At 70.1% G+C, this 18,937-nt stretch carries 16 protein-coding genes; 7 read left to right on the top strand and 9 right to left on the bottom strand.

Annotated features, from left to right (window positions below; translation table 11 throughout):
- Positions 1–39: 39 nt before the first annotated feature.
- The 4 genes from ACWD5O_RS04310 to mmsA form a co-directional block, all read right to left on the bottom strand.
- The gene (locus ACWD5O_RS04310) at positions 40–1,302 is read right to left on the bottom strand and encodes an ROK family transcriptional regulator (RefSeq protein WP_450084544.1); all 1,263 of its coding nucleotides are present in this window, start codon (positions 1,300–1,302) and stop codon (positions 40–42) included.
- 112 nt (positions 1,303–1,414) lie between these two features.
- A complete protein-coding gene (locus ACWD5O_RS04305) occupies positions 1,415–2,518 on the bottom strand; it encodes a substrate-binding domain-containing protein (protein ID WP_450084543.1) in 1,104 nt (367 codons plus the stop codon).
- Positions 2,519–2,569: 51 nt separating this feature from the next.
- Positions 2,570–3,868 (bottom strand): multiple monosaccharide ABC transporter permease, encoded by a 1,299-nt coding sequence (mmsB, locus tag ACWD5O_RS04300; RefSeq protein ID WP_354966037.1) that lies wholly within the window; start codon positions 3,866–3,868, stop codon positions 2,570–2,572.
- Complete coding sequence (mmsA, locus tag ACWD5O_RS04295) at positions 3,865–5,412, bottom strand: multiple monosaccharide ABC transporter ATP-binding protein (protein ID WP_450084542.1); 1,548 nt, start codon at positions 5,410–5,412, stop codon at positions 3,865–3,867. Before mmsA ends, mmsB begins: the two co-directional genes overlap by 4 nt.
- Before the next feature lie 505 nt (positions 5,413–5,917).
- On the opposite strand from mmsA, the gene ACWD5O_RS04290 reads away from it, so the two are divergent.
- Positions 5,918–6,340, top strand: a complete 423-nt coding sequence (locus ACWD5O_RS04290; protein WP_450084541.1) for an acyl-CoA thioesterase — start codon at positions 5,918–5,920, stop codon at positions 6,338–6,340.
- Positions 6,341–6,361: 21 nt separating this feature from the next.
- Here ACWD5O_RS04290 and ACWD5O_RS04285 read toward each other — a convergent pair whose 3' ends face one another.
- The 3 genes from ACWD5O_RS04285 to ACWD5O_RS04275 form a co-directional block, all read right to left on the bottom strand.
- Positions 6,362–7,537, bottom strand: coding sequence for a glutathione-independent formaldehyde dehydrogenase (locus ACWD5O_RS04285; protein ID WP_450084540.1), 1,176 nt, complete (start codon positions 7,535–7,537; stop codon positions 6,362–6,364).
- Between the two features lie 145 nt (positions 7,538–7,682).
- Positions 7,683–7,922 carry a tautomerase family protein gene (locus tag ACWD5O_RS04280; RefSeq protein ID WP_074318313.1) on the bottom strand — a complete coding sequence of 80 codons (240 nt, stop codon included), beginning with the start codon at positions 7,920–7,922 and terminating at the stop codon, positions 7,683–7,685.
- A gap of 33 nt (positions 7,923–7,955) precedes the next feature.
- A complete protein-coding gene (locus tag ACWD5O_RS04275; RefSeq protein ID WP_354966041.1) occupies positions 7,956–8,672 on the bottom strand; it encodes an SDR family NAD(P)-dependent oxidoreductase in 717 nt (238 codons plus the stop codon).
- A 113-nt stretch (positions 8,673–8,785) separates the two neighbouring features.
- On the opposite strand from ACWD5O_RS04275, the gene ACWD5O_RS04270 reads away from it, so the two are divergent.
- The 3 genes from ACWD5O_RS04270 (at position 8,786) to ACWD5O_RS04260 (ending at position 12,644) form a co-directional block, all read left to right on the top strand.
- On the top strand, positions 8,786–9,406 hold the full coding sequence (locus ACWD5O_RS04270) for a TetR family transcriptional regulator C-terminal domain-containing protein (protein WP_354966042.1): 621 nt from the start codon (positions 8,786–8,788) through the stop codon (positions 9,404–9,406).
- Positions 9,407–9,499: 93 nt separating this feature from the next.
- Positions 9,500–11,176 (top strand): ATP-binding cassette domain-containing protein, encoded by a 1,677-nt coding sequence (locus ACWD5O_RS04265; protein WP_450084539.1) that lies wholly within the window; start codon positions 9,500–9,502, stop codon positions 11,174–11,176.
- Positions 11,166–12,644 carry an aminotransferase class V-fold PLP-dependent enzyme gene (locus ACWD5O_RS04260; protein WP_450084538.1) on the top strand — a complete coding sequence of 493 codons (1,479 nt, stop codon included), beginning with the start codon at positions 11,166–11,168 and terminating at the stop codon, positions 12,642–12,644. The genes ACWD5O_RS04265 and ACWD5O_RS04260 overlap by 11 nt, the downstream gene beginning before the upstream one ends.
- A gap of 35 nt (positions 12,645–12,679) precedes the next feature.
- Here the strand turns inward: ACWD5O_RS04260 and ACWD5O_RS04255 are convergent, their stop codons facing one another.
- Positions 12,680–13,078 carry a hypothetical protein gene (locus ACWD5O_RS04255; protein ID WP_354966045.1) on the bottom strand — a complete coding sequence of 133 codons (399 nt, stop codon included), beginning with the start codon at positions 13,076–13,078 and terminating at the stop codon, positions 12,680–12,682.
- A 763-nt stretch (positions 13,079–13,841) separates the two neighbouring features.
- Between ACWD5O_RS04255 and ACWD5O_RS04250 the strand changes: the two genes are divergently transcribed.
- Entirely contained in the window at positions 13,842–15,104 is a 1,263-nt protein-coding gene (locus ACWD5O_RS04250) for a family 16 glycosylhydrolase (RefSeq protein WP_450084537.1), read from the top strand.
- 129 nt (positions 15,105–15,233) lie between these two features.
- Here the strand turns inward: ACWD5O_RS04250 and ACWD5O_RS04245 are convergent, their stop codons facing one another.
- Complete coding sequence (locus ACWD5O_RS04245) at positions 15,234–16,532, bottom strand: DUF1479 domain-containing protein (RefSeq protein WP_450084536.1); 1,299 nt, start codon at positions 16,530–16,532, stop codon at positions 15,234–15,236.
- Positions 16,533–16,622: 90 nt separating this feature from the next.
- Between ACWD5O_RS04245 and ACWD5O_RS04240 the strand changes: the two genes are divergently transcribed.
- Both ACWD5O_RS04240 and ACWD5O_RS04235 read left to right on the top strand, forming a co-directional pair.
- Positions 16,623–17,855, top strand: a complete 1,233-nt coding sequence (locus tag ACWD5O_RS04240; protein WP_450084535.1) for an ROK family transcriptional regulator — start codon at positions 16,623–16,625, stop codon at positions 17,853–17,855.
- A gap of 25 nt (positions 17,856–17,880) precedes the next feature.
- On the top strand, positions 17,881–18,903 hold the full coding sequence (locus tag ACWD5O_RS04235; protein ID WP_450084534.1) for a DUF4331 family protein: 1,023 nt from the start codon (positions 17,881–17,883) through the stop codon (positions 18,901–18,903).
- The last annotated feature ends 34 nt before the right edge of the window (positions 18,904–18,937 follow it).

Below are 18,937 nucleotides of genomic sequence, written 5' to 3'. Positions count from 1 at the left end.
GCGTCGCGGGTGGATCGGCACGGAGACCGTGTTCGCGTACTAGGCCTGATCGTCGGCGCTCAACTGACCCGCGACGCCGACGTTCAGCGGGTCGGCCAGCAACTTGTCGAAGGCGAGTTCGGCGGCACCGATCAGGACGGCGTCCCGGCCGAGCGCCGCCGCCTCCAGCCGCAGGTGCTCGCGGGAACCCGGCAGCGGCATGGCACCCAACCGGCTGCGGACCGTGTCCGCCCCGGCGATGAAGATGTCGCGCAGCGAGCCGCCGAACACCACAGCGTCCGGGTTGACCACGTTGACCAGGTTGGCCACGCCGAAGCCGAGCCAGTCGGCGACCTGCTCGACCGCCTCCCGGGCGGTCCGGTCGCCGTCCGCCGCCGCGCGCAGCACCTCGGCCACCGCCGGGCGGTCGCCCGGGTCCCGACCGGCGTGCCGCAGCAGCGCGGCCTCGCCGATCTCGGTCTCCCAGCAGCCGCGGGAGCCGCAGCCGCAGGGCAGCCCGTTCGGGTTGACCACCATGTGACCGACCTTGCCGCTGTGGCCCCGGTGCCCGATCACCAGCCGGCCGTCGACGATGATGCCGGCGCTGATGCCGAGGTCACCGTGCAGGTAGATGAGGTCGTCGATGCCGGCCGCCACGCCGCGGACGTGCTCGGCCAGGCCGGCGATGTCGGCCAGGTCGCCGGCCACGAAGCCCGGGCCGACGGCGAACTCGGCCTCGAGCGCGACGCCCAGAGTCTCGTCGACGCCGGCGATCCGGATGCGACCGTCCGCCTCGCAGGTGGTGTCGGTGACCGCGACCGCGCCGCCGACCAGCAGCGCGTCGGCGGCCACGGAGCGTTCCATGTCGCGGACCAGGTCGGCCAGCGGCCCGACCGCGTCGACCGCCGTCATGCCACCGGGTCGGGCGACCTCGCGCAGGTCCAGGATGCGACCACCCAGGCCGACCCGGGCGGCGCGCAGTCGGTCCGCGTCGATGCTCAGCGCGTGGGCGTAGACCCGGTCGGAGCGCGGGCTCACCACCAGCGAGGGCCGGCCTGCCCGACGGGCGGTGGTCGGCGCCTCCTCGGTGACCAGGCCACTCGCGACCAGGTCGGCCGCGAGAGCGCCGATGGTGCTGCGGTTGAGGCCGAGTCGGCTGGTCAGCTCGGCCCGGGACGTCGGCCCGTGCAGGTGGACGTAGCGCAGGACGGCGCCGAGGTTCTGCCGCCGGATCTCCTCCTGGCTGGCGCCGGGGACCGCGGGCAGCGGGGATTCGGGGTTGCGGCCGACGCCGGCTAGCCTGGCCCGGACTGGTGATGCCACGGTCAGACCTCCTTCCGGATCGGTACCGGCTGGTGCGGGGGTGTCAGGACGACGATGGGTCCCGGAACAGGAGATCCGGGACCCATCGGTGTCACTGCCTACCGTGTGATGCTTACTTGGTGAGCGGCGCGAGCTTCGGGTCGTTGGCGTACGCCTCAGCCGCGTTCGCCTTGGTGACGGCGACCGGCGGGAGCAGGTACGTGTCGACGACCTTGCTGCCGTTGTTGTAGGACTTGGTGTCGTTCACCTGCGGGGTGTTACCGGCCTGGAGAGCCTTGACCATGTTGATGGTCTCCTTCACCAGGTTGCGGGTGTCCTTGTTGATCGTCATGTACTGCTCGCCAGCGACGATCGACTTGACCGACTCGACCTCGGAGTCCTGACCGGTGACGACCGGGGTCGGCTTGCCAGCGCCCTTGACCGAGGTCAGGATCGCGCGGGCCAGCGTGTCGTTCGGGGAGAGGACGCCGTCCAGCTCCTTGTTGCCGTAGGTCGAGGTCAGCAGCTGGTCCATACGGGCCTGCGCACCCTCGGCCTTCCAGCCCTGGATGGCGGTCTGCTTGACGTCGGTCTGCTTCGAGGCGACGACCACGGTGCCCTTGTCGATCTCCGGCTTGAGCACGCTCATCGCGCCGTTGAAGAAGACACCGGCGTTGTTGTCGTCCGGCGAGCCGGAGAACAGCTCGATGTTGTACGGGCCGTTCGGCTTCTTGGCCTTCATGCCGTCCAGCAGGGCCTGGCCCTGGAGCTGGCCGACCTTGAAGTTGTCGAACGCGACGTAGTAGTCGAGGTCCGGCGTGTTGGTGATGAGCCGGTCGTACGCGATGACCTTCGCGCCGGCCGCGTGGGCCGCCGCGACCTGGGTCGACAGCTGCGCGGCGTCGGTCGCGCCGATGACGATGACCTTGGCACCCTTGGTGGTCATGGCCGTGATCTGGGCCTGCTGGTCGGCCACCGTGGTCGACGCGCCGGCGTACTGCACGTCAGCCTGGAAACCGGCCTCCTTGAGACCGTCGCTGAAGAGGTCACCGGCGAGGACCCAGTTCTCCGAGGTCTTGGCCGGGAGGGCCACGCCGATCAGCGAGTTCGCCGCGAAGCCCTTGGCGGCCTCGCCGCTGGAGTCGCCGTCGCCGTCACGGCCGGAGCCGCAGCCGGCGAGAGCCAGCATGGCGGCGGCGCTGATGGCAACCACCGACGTGCCGAAGAATTTACGCATGGGAGGACTTGCCTTTCTGATAATTGAGACGGGTGGAGAGGTCGGTGGCCGTCAGCCGGACACCGCTGCCTTGGCGGGCTCGCGCTCCGCGTCCGGCGGTGAGGCGGGTGGGGCGGAGTCCTCGCGACGGAACGGTCGCATCAGACTTCCGATGATGGAGAACCGCCCCTGGCTCTTGTTGTAGACGTCGATCGCGACGGCCAGCAGCAGGACCAGGCCCTTGATGATCTGGACGCGGTCGGTGCCGACGCCCATCAGTTGCAGGCCGTTGTTGAGCACGGCCATGACGAGACCACCAACGATCGAGCCGCTGATGGTGCCGATACCGCCGGAGACCGCCGCGCCACCGATGAAGACCGCGGCGATCGCGTCCAGCTCCCAGCCATTGCCGTCCTGCGGTCCGGAGGCCGCCGAACGGGCCACGAAGATCATGCCGGCCAGGGCAGCCAGGACGGACATGTTCATCATGACGAAGAAGTTGACCCGCTTGAGCTTCACACCGGACAGCTCGGCCGCCCGGGAGTTGCCGCCCACCGCGTAGATGTGCCGGCCACCAGCCGTGTTGCGGGTGTAGAAGGAGTACGCGATCACCAGGACCAGCAGGATGATGCCGGAGATCGGGAAGCTGGTGCCGACGCGACCGCTGGCGAAGCGCAGCGATGCGAAGGCGATCACCCCGACCATGACGGCCATCCGCAGGATCGAGATCCACATCGGTGCGGGGTCAGCGTCCATGGCCCTGCGGGTCTTACGGGCCTGGATCTCGCGCCACACCACAGCCACCGCCGCGGCCAGGCCGAGCAACAGCGTGGCGTTGTTGTAGCCGGTGTTCGGACCGAACTCGGGCAGGAAGCCGGAGCCGATCTCCCGGAAGCCCTCCGGCACCGGGATCGTGTTGGCGTTACCGATGTACTGGTTGCCACCGCGGAACAGCAGCATGCCGGCCAGGGTGACGATGAACGCCGGGACCCCGATGTATGCCACCCAGAAGCCCTGCCAGGCACCGATGATCGCGCCGATCGCGAGACCGAACAGGATGGCTACGGGCCAGGGCAGCGACCAGTCGGCCATCGACTTGGCCACCAGGATGCCCGCGAAGGCGGCGATGGAGCCGACCGAGAGGTCGATGTGCCCGGCGACGATCACCATGAGCATGCCGATGGCCAGGATCAGAATGTACGAGTTCTGCTGGAACAGCGCGATCAGGTTGTCCGACCGCAGGGTGAGGCCATCGGTCAGGATCTGGAACAGGACGACGATCGCCACCAGGGTGAAGATCATCCCGAACTGGCGAGCGTTGGAGGTGGTGCCTCCGAACAGGTTCTTCTGAAGGTCCTTCAAACGGCTCATCGTGTCAGCATCTTCTTCGTCGAGGTCATCTGCTTCATGAGGTTTTCCGGGGTGGCATCTTCCCGGGCGATCTCGCCCGTGATGGAGCCTTCGAACACGGTGTAGATGCGGTCGCAGAGCCCGATCAGCTCAGGCAACTCCGAGGAGATGACGACGACGCCCTTCCCCTGGTCGGCGAGCCGCTGGATGATGCCGTAGATCTCGTACTTGGCACCCACGTCGATGCCGCGCGTCGGCTCGTCGAGGATCAGCAGGTCCGGGTCGGTGAACATCCACTTCGCCAGGACGACCTTCTGCTGGTTGCCGCCGGAGAGCTTCGAGACGCTCTCGTCGACCGTCGGGGCCTTGGTCCGCAACTCCTTGCGGTACGCCTCAGCCGCCTGGTACTCCTCGACCTCGCTCAGGACGCCGTGGTGCGAGATCTTGGACAGCTTGGCGGCCACCGTCGACGACTTGATGTCGTCGAGCAGGTTGAGGCCGATCGCCTTGCGGTCCTCGCTGACGTACGCGAGCCCGTTGTCGATCGCGTCCGCGACCGACTTCAGGACGATCTCCTTGCCGTCCTTGATGATCGTGCCCGACTCGTACACCCCGTAGGAGCGGCCGAAGACACTCATCGCCAGCTCCGTGCGGCCGGCGCCCATCAGGCCGGCGAAGCCGACGATCTCGCCGCGACGCACCACGAAGCTCTCGTTCTTGCAGACCTGCCGCTCGGCGGAGATCGGGTGCCGGACGTTCCAGTTCCGGACCTCGAAGAAGACCTCACCGATCTTCGGCGTGTGGTCCGGGAACCGGCTGCTCAGCTCGCGGCCGACCATGCCCCGCACGATCCGGTCCTCGTCGACCCCGTCCGCCTTGACGTCCAGGGTCTCCACGGTCCGGCCGTCGCGCAGGATCGTGATCTGGTCGGCGATCGCCTCGATCTCGTTCAGCTTGTGCGAGATCATGATCGAGGTGATGCCGCGGGAGCGGAAACCACGCAGCAGGTCCAGCAGGTGCCGGGAGTCGGCCTCGTTCAGAGCCGCGGTCGGCTCGTCCAGGATGAGCAGCTTCACGTCCTTGGCGAACGCCTTGGCGATCTCCACGAGCTGCTGCTTGCCGACCCCGATGTCCTTGATCAAGGTGTCCGGGTCCTCCTCGAGACCGACCCGGGCCATCAGGTCCAGCGCCATCCGGTTCGCGGCCTTCCAGTCGATCGCGCCCCGCTTGCGCGGTTCGTTGCCGAGGAAGATGTTCTCCGCGATCGACATGCCCGGAATGAGCGCGAGCTCCTGGTGGATGATCACGATTCCGGCGTTCTCGCTGGCGCGGATGTCGGAGAACCGGGTCTCCGCGCCCTGGTAGACGATCTTGCCTTCGTAGGTGCCGTGTGGGTAGACCCCGCTGAGGACCTTCATCAGCGTGGACTTGCCCGCGCCGTTCTCGCCGCAGATGGCATGGATCTCGCCGGCGCGAACCACCAGGTTGACGTCGGAGAGGGCCTTGACTCCGGGAAACTCCTTGGTGATGGAGCGCATCTCAAGGAGGATGGGCACGTCGCTCATCGCTCGTACCACCTCGCCAACGTCATCGGTTGCCTCCGGAAGGTTTGACCTTCACTCGGTTTTGTTGTTGACGGCAACGTATTGCGGTGGAAGGGTCATCCGCAAGGCGAGGGCCTGTTGAAAATGTAACAATCCGGCAATATCGACGTCGCGCAGTGTTCACACGTCCCAACAGTCGCCGGAGCCCCACCGGCGCCCCGACCACCGCTCGTCACACCCCATCGACTTGGCGTGACGGGCCGATCGACCTCGGCCAGCATCCCCGGAGCCGCCAGCAGGCACAACGCGCTCCGGGCGGCTCGCGAGGCACCGCGAGCGGACACCGCCGCCATCGAGCGATCTTGATCGGCAGCCCTCCGATGACCTTGACCAGCGGCGATGCGACCCACCCCGGACGGCGATGTGATCAACGCCTCGGGCGGACGACCACTGACGGATGCCCCCCGGCGAAGACCAGGATCACCACGTACGTCGGCTGCCCGGGTGCCCAACTACCCTCGGGCCCATGGGAGATCCGTTCCGGGTGCGCATCACCGTTCGTGGCTACGAGCTGGACACCCAGGGCCACCTGAACCAGGCCGTCTACCTCCAGTACGGCGAGCACGCCCGGTGGGAATGCCTGCGCGAGGCCGGCATCGCGCAGGACCGGCTTCTCGCCGCCGGAGTGGGACCGGTCGCCATGGAGGTGACCGTGAAGTACCTGCGCGAGCTGCGCGGCGGGGACGAGGTGGACGTCTCCTGCCAGTTCCGCTGGGGCGAGGGCCGGGCCTTCCACATCGACCAGGACTACACCCTCCCGGACGGGACCCCGGTGGCGCGGCTGACCGGGGTGGGCGGGCTGCTGGATCTGTCGACCCGGCGGCTGGTGCCCGACCCGCGTGGGCGGTTCCGGGAGTTGGCCGCCGACCCGGCGCCACTCAACCTCTGACGCCGGCCGGAGCGCCGGCGCTCACGGGCGCAGGACCGCCTTGATCACCCCGTTCTCGCGGCGGTCGAAACTGCGGTACAGCTCGGGCGCGTCGGCGAGGGTGCCGTGGTGGGTGACGATCACGCTGGGCCGGGCCCGGCCGGAGACGACCAGGTCACGAAGCAGCACGGTGTAGCGGCGGTCGTGGGTACGGCCGAACCGGACCGAGACGCCCTTGCTGAACAGCGTCCCCCACGGTGCGACCAGCTCCTCGCTGGCACTCGCGCCGGGGCGCGGTCGCAGGTCCTTCTCCGGGTACACGCCGGCGACCGCGATCGCTCCGGCAGGGTTGACCAGCCGGGCCGCGTCCGCGATGACCTGGTCGGGGCGCTCCTGATCGGGGCGCTCGCGGTCGCGGGCCTGGAACCCGACGGCGTCGACGACCTTGTCGATCCCGCCCAGCTTCTCCTCGCCCAGCGGCAGTCCCGCCCGGGCCCGCTCCGCGCGGATCTGCTCCACGGGGTCGCCCCGGCGGAAGTCGACCGGCACCGCGCCGATCTCACCGGCCTTGTCCAGCCGGGCGTCCACACCATCCACGCAGTACACCACCCTGGCACCGCGGATCAGCGCCGAGTAGGCGCTGAGCAGGCCGATGGTGCCGGCACCGAACACGGCCACCGTGTCGCCGGCCTCGACCCCGGCGAGGGTCGCGGTGGCGTGCCACCCGGTGACGAACGCGTCGGCGAGCAGCACGAAGTCGTCCTCGTACCCGTCACCCGGCTCCCCGGGGACGGGTACGCAGTTCGCGTCCGCCCACGGCACGCGCAGCAGGTCGGCCTGGGCACCCCGGTACGGGCCCATGCCGGCGTAGCCGTACGCGGCGCCCGGCCCCTCGGCGCGGACGCGCAGGCAGGCCGCCGAGAGCCCCCGGGCGCACATCACGCACGTTCCGCAGAACAGGTGCGTGGGGATCACCACGCGGGTGCCCGGACGGACCGTCTGGACGGCGCTGCCCACCTGCTCGACCACGCCCAGCGGTTCGTGGCCGAAGACCAGGCCGGGTTCGGCTCCGGTCCGCCCGTCGTACATGTGCAGGTCGGTGCCGCACAGGGCGGTGGAGGTGATCCGCACTAGCGCGTCGGTCTCCGTCTCCAGCGTCGCGTCCGGCACCTCCCGCACCTCGACGGTCCGGACGTCCGCGTAGACGACGGCTCTCATCCCGACTCCCCACTCCGGCGGCGGACGACGTTCTTCCCGCGACCGGGGTGTTCATGCCACTGGGCACCCGGCTAGACCGCGCCGGGGGCGTCGGCGTTCCGACGTCCCCGGCGCCGCGGTTCGAGAGCCGGTGGCGGTGGGGCCGCTACTCGGGTACGGCCCCGCTCTGCTGCTGTCGGAACTGGTCGACCGGGAGGCCGCCGCGACCCCAGTTCTCCGTCTCGACCTCGTCGATCACCACGAAGGTCGACGTCAACGGCTTGTTCAGGACGTCGCGCAGCAGTTCGCTCACGCCCTTGATGAGGGCGGCCTTCTCCTCGGCGGTCGCCGCGGACGTGCCCGGCGTGTTGCCCTCGCGAGTGATCTGGATGGTGACGATCGGCATTCTCTGCTCCTCTTCCGGGGTGGGGTTGGGCGTTCAGTGACCGGCGTTCTGGCCGCCGTCGACGTGCAGGATCTCGCCGGTGACGAAGGGCGCGGACTCGAGGTAGACGACGGCGTCGACGACGTCGCTGGTCTCCCCCATCCGGCCGACCGGGTGCAGGCCGGCGAGCGTCTGGTGCGTCTCGACCGGGTGCATCGGGGTCTTGATGATGCCGGGTGCGACGGCGTTGACCCGGACTCCGCGAGCCGCGTACTCGATGGCCAGGGACTTGGTGGCGGAGCTGAGGCCACCCTTGGTCAACGAGGCGAGCACGGACGGGACGTGCGAGCTGGGCTGGTCGACGAAACTGGTCGTGATGGTGACGATGTGCCCGGCGCCGGTGGTCAGCAGGTGCGGCAGGACGCGCCGGGTGAGGTGGAAGAACCCCGCGAGGTTGACCCCGGTGACAAGGTCGAACTCCTCGTCGGTGTAGTCGGTGAACGGCTTGGCGACGAAGACGCCGGCGTTGTTCACCAGGGTGTCGATACGCCCGAAACGGTCCAGGGCGGCACGGACCACCCGCTCTGCCGTGTCCGGGTCGGCGATGTCGCCGCGGACGGTGACGACCTCCGGGTCGTCCGCGGGGCCGATCGAGCGCGAGGTCGCCACGACGCCGTACCCGAGTTTGCGGTAGGCGTCCACGAGGTCGGCGCCGATGCCCTGTGACGCACCGGTGATCACGACGACCTTCTGCCCCTGACTGGTGTTCATGAGAACCACTTCCTGACTGGCCGGAGGGGGCCGGGACCGTTTGGCCCGGCCGAGATGATCACTAGACGACTGGTCGACTAAAAGCTAGCCGACCGGTCGGGTATCGTCAAAGCATGGGACGGACCAGTGACGCGCGAAACAAGATTCTCGACGCGGCCGCGGTGCTGATCGAGCAGCGCGGCTACTCTGCCCTGGGCGTGGCGGAGATCTGCGCGACGGCGGGTGTGCCGAAGGGCAGCTTCTACTACTTCTTCGAGTCCAAGCAGGCGCTCGCCCGCACCGTGATCGACGAGCACTGGGCGAACCAGCGCCGCCAGTGGGAGCAGCTGCTCGGCAGCGGGCGCGACCCGCTGCGGCGGCTGAGGGACCTGTTCGAGGCCACCGAGGCGGTCCAGCGCACCGGCCAGCAGAAGGCCGGCGTGGTCGCCGGCTGCCTGTTCGGCAACCTCGCCCTCGAACTCAGCAACCAGGCCGAGGAGATCCGCCGCCGGCTCCAGGAGATCTTCGAGGCCCAGATCGACCTCATCGAGCAGGTGGTCGTCGAGGCGAAGGCGAACGGACTCGCCGGCCCGGCGGTCGACACCCGGGAAGCCGCCCGGTCCATTGTGGCCCAGATCGAGGGGCGGGTCCTGCTCGCGAAGCTGCTCAACGATCCGGCCCAGCTGGAGACGCTGTGGCGCAACTGCCTCGACCTCCTCCAGGTGCCGGCGGAGGCGCGGACCACGACCGACTGAGTGGCCGGGACGGTGGAGTGGGCACCCGGACGTAGCATCGGCGAGGCACGATATTCAGGCGGCCTACTCCCGACCGGATCGAGCACACCCCACATGACGACCGAGCAGACGACGTCCTCCCCGCGCACCGGCGTCGGCATCATCGCCAGGGGCCTGGGCCAGAGCGTCCGGGACGGGCGCCGGATCCTCGACGACATCTCGTTGACCATCCAACCGGGTGAGGTCGTCGCCATCATCGGCGCCAGCGGCGCCGGCAAGACCACCCTGCTGGAGACGCTCGCCGGGATACGGCGACCGGCGGCCGGCACCGTGTCGTACGACGGCCCCACCGGAGAAGGTGCGGTCGGCTACGTTCCGCAGGACGACATCATCCACCGCGAGCTGCCCCTGGAACGCACACTGCGGTACGCGGCCCGACTGCGCCTGCCACCGGGGACCGGCCCGGTCGAGGTGACCGAACGGGTCGCCGAGGTGCTCGCCGGGTTGCGGCTGACCGATCGGGGTTCCGTCCCGGTGGGCCGGCTCAGCGGCGGCGAGCGCAAACGCGCCAGCATCGCCGTCGAGCTGCTCACCCGGCCAGGCGTGTTCTTCCTGGACGAGCCCACCTCCGGGCTGGACCCGGCGATCGCCGTGGACCTGCTCCGGGTGCTGCGCACGCTCGCCGACGCGGGGACCACCGTGGTGCTCACCACCCACCAGATCACCGACGTGGACCGGTGCGACCGGGTCGTGGTGCTGACCCGCCAGGGCCGGTTGGCGTTCGCCGGCACCCCGGCTGACGCCCGGGAGTTCTTCGGCCTACGGTCCCTCGCCGAGGTGCACCTGCGGCTCGACGAGGAGACCGACCCGGCCGCGTTGCCCGACCGCTTCGCCGCGCACCGCGACGTCGACCCACCCGCCCGTCCGGTCGACCCGGGCGCCGCGGGGCACCGGCAGGTCGGCCGGCTGCGCCAGTTCGGCGTCCTCACCGCGCGCAACACCGAGATCGTCGCCCGAAACCGGCTCACCCTGGCGATCCTGCTCGGCTCGCCACTGATGGTGCTCGGTATGTTCGCGCTGCTGTTCCGCCCCGGGGCGTTCGACCCGGCGCACCCCAGCCCGACCGTGACCGTGATGATCCTGTTCTGGATCGCGTTCGGCGGCTTCTTCTTCGGTCTGACCTATGGCCTGCTCCAGATCTGCACCGAGCTGCCGATCCTGCGCCGGGAGCGGCTGGCGGGTGTCCGGCTGCTGCCGTACCTGGTGGCGAAGGTGGCGGTGCTGCTGCCCCTGCTGGCCCTGGTGGACCTCGCCCTGCTCGGTGTGCTGCGCGGCACCGATCGGCTGCCGCCGGTCGACGGCGCCGGCTTCACCGCCCTGTACACGACGCTGCTGCTCTCCTCGGCGGCCGCGCTCACCCTCGGCCTGCTCTGCTCCGCGGCCGTCTCCGACGCCGCCCAGGCCACGCTCATGCTGCCAATGCTCTGCTTCCCGCAGGTGCTGTTCGTCGGCGCGATCCTGCCGGTGCCGGCCATGGCGGCCGGCGGCCAGTGGCTCAGCTACGCGATGTCGAACCGGTGGGCGTTCGAGGGCTTGGGCCACACAGCCGGGGTGGAGCGGCTCTGGCGGGAGGGCGCCTCCCCGCTCGGTCCGCCCCTGCTGGCCACCTACGGCGACAGCTTCTCCCGCCCGGTGTGGGTGAACTGGCTGGTGCTCGGCGGTTTCGTGCTGCTCTTCCTCGCCGCGACCTGGGTGGTGCTGGTCCGCAGGGAGCGTCACCGTGCCTCCTGAACCCGCGTCCCGCACCGCCGCCGGCACATCGCCGGCGAAGCTGCCGGGGTACGCCGGCACCGCCCGGATCGACGAACTGCGCGCCACCGAATACCGGTACCTCGACCGGCACGGCCACGTCTACCTGGACTACGCCGGGTCCGGGGTGGCCGCACAGGCACAGGTGAGAGCCCACCACGACCGGTTGCTGGCGGGCCTGTACAGCAATCCGCACTCGGAGAACCCGACCTCGGAGGCGGCCGGCTCCCTGGTGGAGTCGGCCCGGCACGCGGTGCTCGACTTCTTCCGGGCGGACCCGGCGGAGTACGCGGTCGTCTTCACCCCGAACGCCAGCGGCGCCTGCCGGCTGGTCGGCGAGGCGTACGACTTCAGCCGGACCGCACCGTTCGTGCTGACCTGGGACAACCACAACTCGGTCAACGGCATCCGCGAGTACGCCCGGGCAGCCGGCGCGCGGGCGCGCTACGTACCGCTGGCCGGTCCGGAGCTGCGGGTCGCCGAGGCGGACCTGGTCGACGTGCTGGACGCCAACCGCGGCGGGCTGGGCGGGCGGCGGGGTCGGCCCGGCGGTCGGGGCCTGTTCGCGTACCCGGCGCAGAGCAACTTCTCCGGCGTGCAGCACCCGCTGAGCTGGGTGGAGCTGGCCCACCGGCACGGGTACGACGTGCTGCTCGACGCCGCCGCGTACGCCCCGACGAACCGGTTGGATCTCCGCGCCGTCCAACCCGAGTTCGTCTGCCTGAGCTGGTACAAGCTCTTCGGCTACCCCACCGGCGTCGGCGCGCTGCTGGCCCGCCGCGACGCGCTGGCCCGGCTGCGCCGGCCGTGGTTCGCCGGCGGCACGATCCGGGCGGTCAGCGTTCAGGGCGACTGGCACCGGTCGATGGACGACGAGTCGGCGTTCGAGGACGGCACGCTCAACTTCCTGAGCATCCCGGACGTGGAGTTCGGGTTGCGCTGGCTCGACGCGATCGGCGTGGACCTCGTGCACACCCGGGTCGGCCTGCTCACCGGGTGGCTGCTGGCCCGGCTGACCACGCTGCGGCACCGCACCGGCCGGCCACTGGTCCAGGTGTACGGGCCGGCGACGGGTGCGGACCGGGGCGGCACGGTGACGTTCAACCTCCGCCACCCGGACGGTTCCCTGGTCGACGAGCGGCTCGTGGCGCGGGAGGCCGCGGCGGCGGGCTTCTCCCTGCGTACCGGCTGTTTCTGCAACCCGGGTGCGGGAGAGGGTGCGTTCGGCATCAGCCGCGGCTCGCTGCGCCGGCGGCTGCTCGCGCGGATCGACACGATCGATGAGTATCTCGGGGCGCTGCGGCTGCCGACCGGTGGCGCGGTCCGCGTCTCGTTCGGTCTGGCCTCCAAAGCGGCCGACGCGGAACGCTTCCTCGCGTTCGTCGAGGCCACCTATCTGGACCGCGAGGCCACCGCCGACGCACCGTTGCCACCCCGGCTGCGCTGCTGACCCGCCTTTGGCCCGACCGCGCTGCGGCAGGCTCGCTAGCGTGCCTGAGCCACCGACGTCGGGCGGCTCTTCATCTCCTCCATGAAGGGGAACCGGGCGGTGAGCTCGGTGAGCGTCAGCCCGGCCCGCCAGGCCGCGGCCAGCTGGGCCACCTGCACGAGGTCCATGGCGTCGCCCCGTGCTTGAACCTCGCCGGCAACCCGAAGGTCCACCATGAAGTACCGGGCCTGAGAACCCAGCCCGACGCAGACCACGCCCTGGTCGGAGTGCAGCTCGGCGCAGGTGAACCGGGCACGCCCCTGCTCGGGAGCGGTTATCCGGCCGAGGTCGAGCTCGTGCCGGGCGGCGATCTCGATGAGCGCGGGGGCCAGACCACCCCGCTCGACCAGGTCCGGGTAGAGGCGCACACCCAGCGCCGTCGACACGTCGCTCATGACTGACTCCCACTTCCTCGTGACAGAGACCAGCAGCACGCAGGTTACGGGGATGTTTCCGGCGAGCCTCGTCATCCTGTCCCCCGTGGACGCCTCACGGCAATAGGAAGGATCGATTAGACCCCTATCGGAGGAATGTGCTCCGGAGCCGCAGCGGATGGCGGTGCACAGGTTCACCGGCGAACCGTGACCCTCGGAGACGTCGGTTCGCCAGCGACATCGGCTCGCCAGCGACGTCGGCTCGCCAGCGACGTCGGCTCGCCAGCGACGTCGGCTCGCCAGCGACGTCGGTTCGCCAGCGGACGCGCCAGTGGTCAGCTCGCACCCTTTGCTCTGCTTCAACCCACGCAACACTCGCGGCCCGAAACCGTTGCGCGGGTTGAAGCAGAGCAAAGGCGGCAAAGAAGGTGCCCTCAGCCCGGTGCGGCCGCAGACCCGCAGGTCCTGCCCCCGCTCCCGAACCGGTCCTGCCACCCGCTCCCGAACCAGATCCAGCCCCCGCTCCCGAACCGGGTCCTGCCGCCGCTGTCGAAGGCAGGCGAGAGTCGGCCCGGCGGTCGGCCGCCGGGTGGGAGCGGCGCCCGGATGGGCGGACGGTGGACCAGCCCGACCCGGGCGACTGCGACGCTCCGGTAGTGGACTGTCGTCGCATTGGAAACACTCTTGACAAAAAGACCGTCATATCGACATGCTTCGCTATAGAGAGCGCTCTCAGGCCCTCCGGTGCACAGCCTCCGCCACCCCACTCGCTGAGGAGCCCCCCGTGTTCAACGCCCGTCCCGCCCGCCGTTTCCGACCCCTCGTCCTCGCCGCGGTCGCTCTCCTCGCCACCACCTCGGCTCTCGTCCTCCCGGCGCACCCGGACCGGGCCGAGGCCGCCATCGGCCCGATCACCTGGCAGGACGAGTTCAACGCTCCGGCCGGCGCAGCCGTCGACCAGGGCAAATGGCGCTTCGACATCGGCGGTGGCGGCTGGGGCAACAACGAGCGGCAGTACTACACCAACAGCACCAGCAACGCCGTCCACGACGGCCAGGGCAATCTGGTCATCACCGCCCGCCGGGACAACCCCGCCAACTATCAGTGCCACTACGGGCGCTGCGAGTACACCTCGGCGCGGCTGCTGACCGCGGCCACCTTCACCCAGACGTACGGCCGGTTCGAGGCCCGCATCAAGATCCCGCGCGGTCAGGGCATCTGGCCGGCGTTCTGGATGCTCGGCACCGGCAGCGGAGGATGGCCCAACGTCGGCGAGATCGACGTCATGGAGAACATCGGCAGGGAACCCAACACCGTCTACGGCACCGTGCACGGGCCTGGCTACTCCGGCGGCGGTGGCATCACCGGCAGCCGCACCCTCGGCGGGCCACTCGCCGACGGCTTTCACACCTACCGGGTGGACTGGGAGCCGAACGTGATCACCTGGTATCTGGACGGGGTGCAGTACCACCGGGTCGACCCCGCCCGGCTGGGCGGCAACCGGTGGGTCTTCGACCACCCCTTCTTCATGATCCTCAACGTGGCGGTCGGCGGTAACTGGCCCGGTTACCCGGACGGCTCCACGCAGTTCCCGCAGCAGATGCTCGTCGACTACGTCCGGGTGTCCGGCTACACCTCCGGCGGTGGCGGCGACCCGGCCCCCGGCACCAGCCGGATCCGAGGCGCGCAGAGCGGACGCTGCATCGACATCCCCAGCGCCAACCCGGTCGAGGGCGCCAAGCTGCAGATCTGGGACTGCAACACCACCGCCGCGCAGGCCTGGACCTTCGCCTCCGATGGGACCGTCCGCGCGATGGGCAAGTGCATGGACCCCGCCTGGGCGGGCACCGCCAACGGCACCGAGGTCAACCTGGTCTCCTGCAACGGCAATCCCGCCCAACGCTTCACCCTCAACGCCGCCGGCGACCTGATCAACGTCAGCGCCAACCGGTGCGTGGACGTTCGGGACGCCAACCCCGCCAACGGCGGCAAACTGCACCTGTGGGACTGCATCGGCGCCGCCAACCAGAAGTGGTCCCGCATCTGAGGACGCCGACAGCTCGTACCACCCGCGATTGGGCCGCCCGAGAGCATCTTCGGGCGGCCCACCGCCATGCGCTGTTGCGCTCCGTCCGACGGAGGCCCGCACCGTCGGCCCACTGTCCGGTGCGGGCGATCAGTCCAGGCCCAGGCCGCGCCGTCCGGTGGGGTTGAGGCTGTCGGGCTGGAAGCGGTTGGGCCAACCGCGCTCGTAGTGCTCGGCCGGGAAGTCGGTCGGGCTGGACCCGGTCTGGAACGCCTCCCGGACGGCCGCCGAGTACCGCTCGTTGCGGGGGCACCACGGGGCCGCGGGAATGTACATGACATTGCCCCACCCCTGTTGACCCTGGACGGGCGCCACGCTGTGGATCATGTCGCAGTGCCACCAGACGGAGTCGCCCGCCCTGACGTCGGGGATGCCGGTGAGGGCCCGCATGAGCAGCGGGTGCCACCTGTCGTTGGCGGGAAAGACCTGGTTGACCGTGACGCCGCACATGTCGTCGGCGGGCACGTCGGCCAGCAGCGGCCGGAGCATCAGGTAGCCCATCGCCTCGGGGATCGGGACCGTGTGCAGCACTCCCTGGTCATGGTCCATGTCGGAGAGCGCGGTCCAGCCCTGGAAGGTGCGGAAGGCCGAGCACATGGTGGTGCCGGGATACTGCGGTCCGGCGGTGCGGTGGGCGGCGTCCCAGGGGTCGTACTGCTCGACCGTGCCGCTGAAGAGGTGCCGGAAGGTCTTCTGGTACGCCTCGGTCATCCACAGGTCGAGGGTGCCGGGGTCGAGGTGGGTGCCCAGACCGCCCGAGTCGGCGCCCGGCGGCCGGCGGCGGATCCGGTCCGGGTAGAGCGAGTCGCGGTTCGGGTCGAACCACCGCACACCCTCGGACTCCTGCTTCCACTGGCTGTTGAGGAACGCCTGCACCCGGGCCATCCGGTCGCTCTGGCGGGCCTGCATCTGGGCGGGCGACCAGTAGACCGGGTAGATCTCGGGCTTGGACCCCACGCTGCCGAAGAAGTCGTCGCCGGGCCCTCGGTACGCCTCGAAGAAGCCGTTGCCGTCCACGTAGTCGACGATGTCGCGGTCCCAGTCGAGGGCCTGCTGGCGGTCGAAGTGCCCGCGTACGACGAGGCAGCCCCGCTCGCGCAGCTTCTCCACCGCTTCGGCTGACACCGTGCCGGCCTCGATGTCCGCGTACTCGATGACCGGCCAGATCGTCTCGCCGCGCTCCCTGGCGGCGGTGATGTCGTCGACCTTCGCCTGGACCCGCTGTTCGACGACCGCGAACACCTCCTCGACGGTGCGGCCGGAGGCCTCGATTCGGGCCCGTAGCGCGGCCTTGATCTGGCGGATGGCGGCGGGAAGGTCGTCCGGCGGCGACTCCCAGTGCGGCAGGGGCGGTAGCGGTGCGGCGGCCAGAGCGGGCTGGGCGTTCACGGCGCGACTCCTTCTAGTTAGGGCTCCTTCTTGGAAAGACTGTAGGAGGCGGGCACCCTTCTAGGCAAGGCTCCTGCCTAGAATCGGTGGGTGACCACCGTCAAGCCCTCGTTGGAGCTGCTCCGCTCGCTGACCGACGAGCACGTGCTGCGGGAGTTGATGCAGGCACGGCGGCTGACCCGGGCCGACCTGGCGACCCGCAGCGGCCTGTCCAAGCCCACCGTTGGCGAGAGCGTGCGCCGGCTGGCCGAAGCCGGCCTGGTCGTGGACACCGGGGAACGGACGCCTGGCGGGCGCGGCCGGGGCCGCGTCGGCTCGTACTACGCCCTCGCCGACACGGCCGGCACCGCCCTGGCCATCAGCATCGCGCCCGACGGAGTGGTCGTCGAGCGGGTCGACGCCCACGGCGACATCCTCGGGCGGACCCGCCACGACATCAGCCGGCCGGCGCGGGCCGAGCAGGTCGCGACGGCCCTGGGCACCGCCGCCGCACAGGCACGGGAGAGCGCCGGAGGAGCGATCCGACTGGCGGTCGTCAGCGCCGCCGACCCGGTGGAACGCGCCAGCGGTCGACTGGTCCGACTGCCCGACGCACCGTTCCTGCTCGGCGACCTCGACCCGGTCGACGTTCTGGCGCCACAGGTCGGCGGCCCGGTCATCGTCGACAACGACGTCAACTGGGCGGCGCAGGCCGAACGAGACAACGATCCGACCCGCTTGAGCGACTTCGCCTACGTCTTCCTCGGCGAGGGGCTGGGCTGCGCGGTCGTCAGTGACGGCGAGGTACGCCGAGGCCACACCGGGCTGGCCGGCGAGATCGCCCACCTGCTGACCATCGGCCCACACGGCCAGGCAACCCGGTTCATCGACGTGTTCGCCGACCTCGACCTGCGCCGCGCCGGCACGACGGCCATCGACGCGGATCGCGTCCGTCAGACCGACATGGCCACGCGTGAAGCGCTGGGGCGCGCCGTCAGCGGCGTTCTCGCCGCCATCGTCGCGCTCACCGACCCGCGACTGGTCATCCTCGGCGGGCCCTGGGGCAGCCATCCGGCGGTCCTCGATGCCATCACCACGGCGTTCACCCAGATGCCCCGCCATGTCGAGGTCCGTCGGGCACTGCTGACGCAGGAACCGTCGCTGACCGGCGCTCGTGCGGAAGCCCTCAACCGCCTCCGCTCCACCATCGTCGCCCTCCCCCAGCGGGCGGCACCCTCGGTGACCCGCAGCTCCTCATCAGCCGAGCGGAAGGCCGGGGCGCGGATTCGGCCGATGACCCGAGACGAACAAACGATGCCCGCTATGTTCGGATTCACCCAGTAATTCCGGCATCACCGGGAGTGAACCTATGTCGCACCACCTCGACACCCCCCTCGCCGCCCAGAACGGCCAGCTCTACATCAACGACCTGTACGTCTTCAACGGAGAGCGCGCCACCGTGTTCGTCATGGACGTCAACAGCTCGGTGACGAAGGCCGACATCCAGCGCGGCTTCCATGCCGAGGCGCGCTACGAAATCAAAATTCACGTCGATGGCGGCGAGTTCGAGGAGTTGGCCTACCGGGTGGCCTTCGGCGAACCGGACGGCGCCGGGAAGCAGACGCTGATGGTGTACGAGCTCACCGGAGCGGATGCCCGTGACGACGCCGCGATGGGTACTCCCGTCGTCGAGGGCCGGACCGGCGAGGTGTCGAGCGGCGGAAACGTCCGGATCTGGGCCGGGCGGATCACCGATCCGTTCTACATCGACCTCGGCCAGCTCGCGACCGTCAACGCCGCGTTCAAGAACGGCGCGAAGCTGGACCGCTCGGCGTGGAAGGCCGACCAGGCCACAAACAGCTTCGCCGGCACCACCGTCGAGTCGATCGTCCTCGAGGTCTCCCAGGACGAGCCGCTGCTGCGCGACGGCACGCAGATCGGCGTCTGGTGCACCACCAAGCTGGCGACCGACGCCGGGGGGTGGCGGCCGATCAACCGTGGCGGCCACCCGATGATGTGGCCGATCTTCTGGCCGACCGACACCGACTTCTCCAACCCGGCCAACGCGCGACACCCCAGCAAGGACCTCACCGAGGACGGCGAGGAGATCGCGTCAGCGGTCGCGCGGGTGGTCGCCGCGAACGGGACCGCGCCGGATCCCCAGTCGTACGGCTGGAGCGTGGTCCGGCAGGTGTATCCCGATGTGCTGCCGTACCAGGTCGGGACGGCGGCCAACTACGGCTTCGCGGTCCGCAACGGTCGCACCATGGCCGACAACGCGCCCGAGGTGATGTTCTCCCTGGTGCTGAACACCGGGATGACGTCCGGCCTCACCCCGGACGTGACCAAGGCCGCCCGCGCCGACGCCTTCCCGTACGTGGTGCCGGCCTGACCCGGGCCGCCTCGGCCCCTGTCCGACGGGGCGG

Source organism: Micromonospora sp. NPDC005161, assembly GCF_053599855.1.
This window is presented reverse-complemented; position numbering and strand designations above follow the sequence as displayed.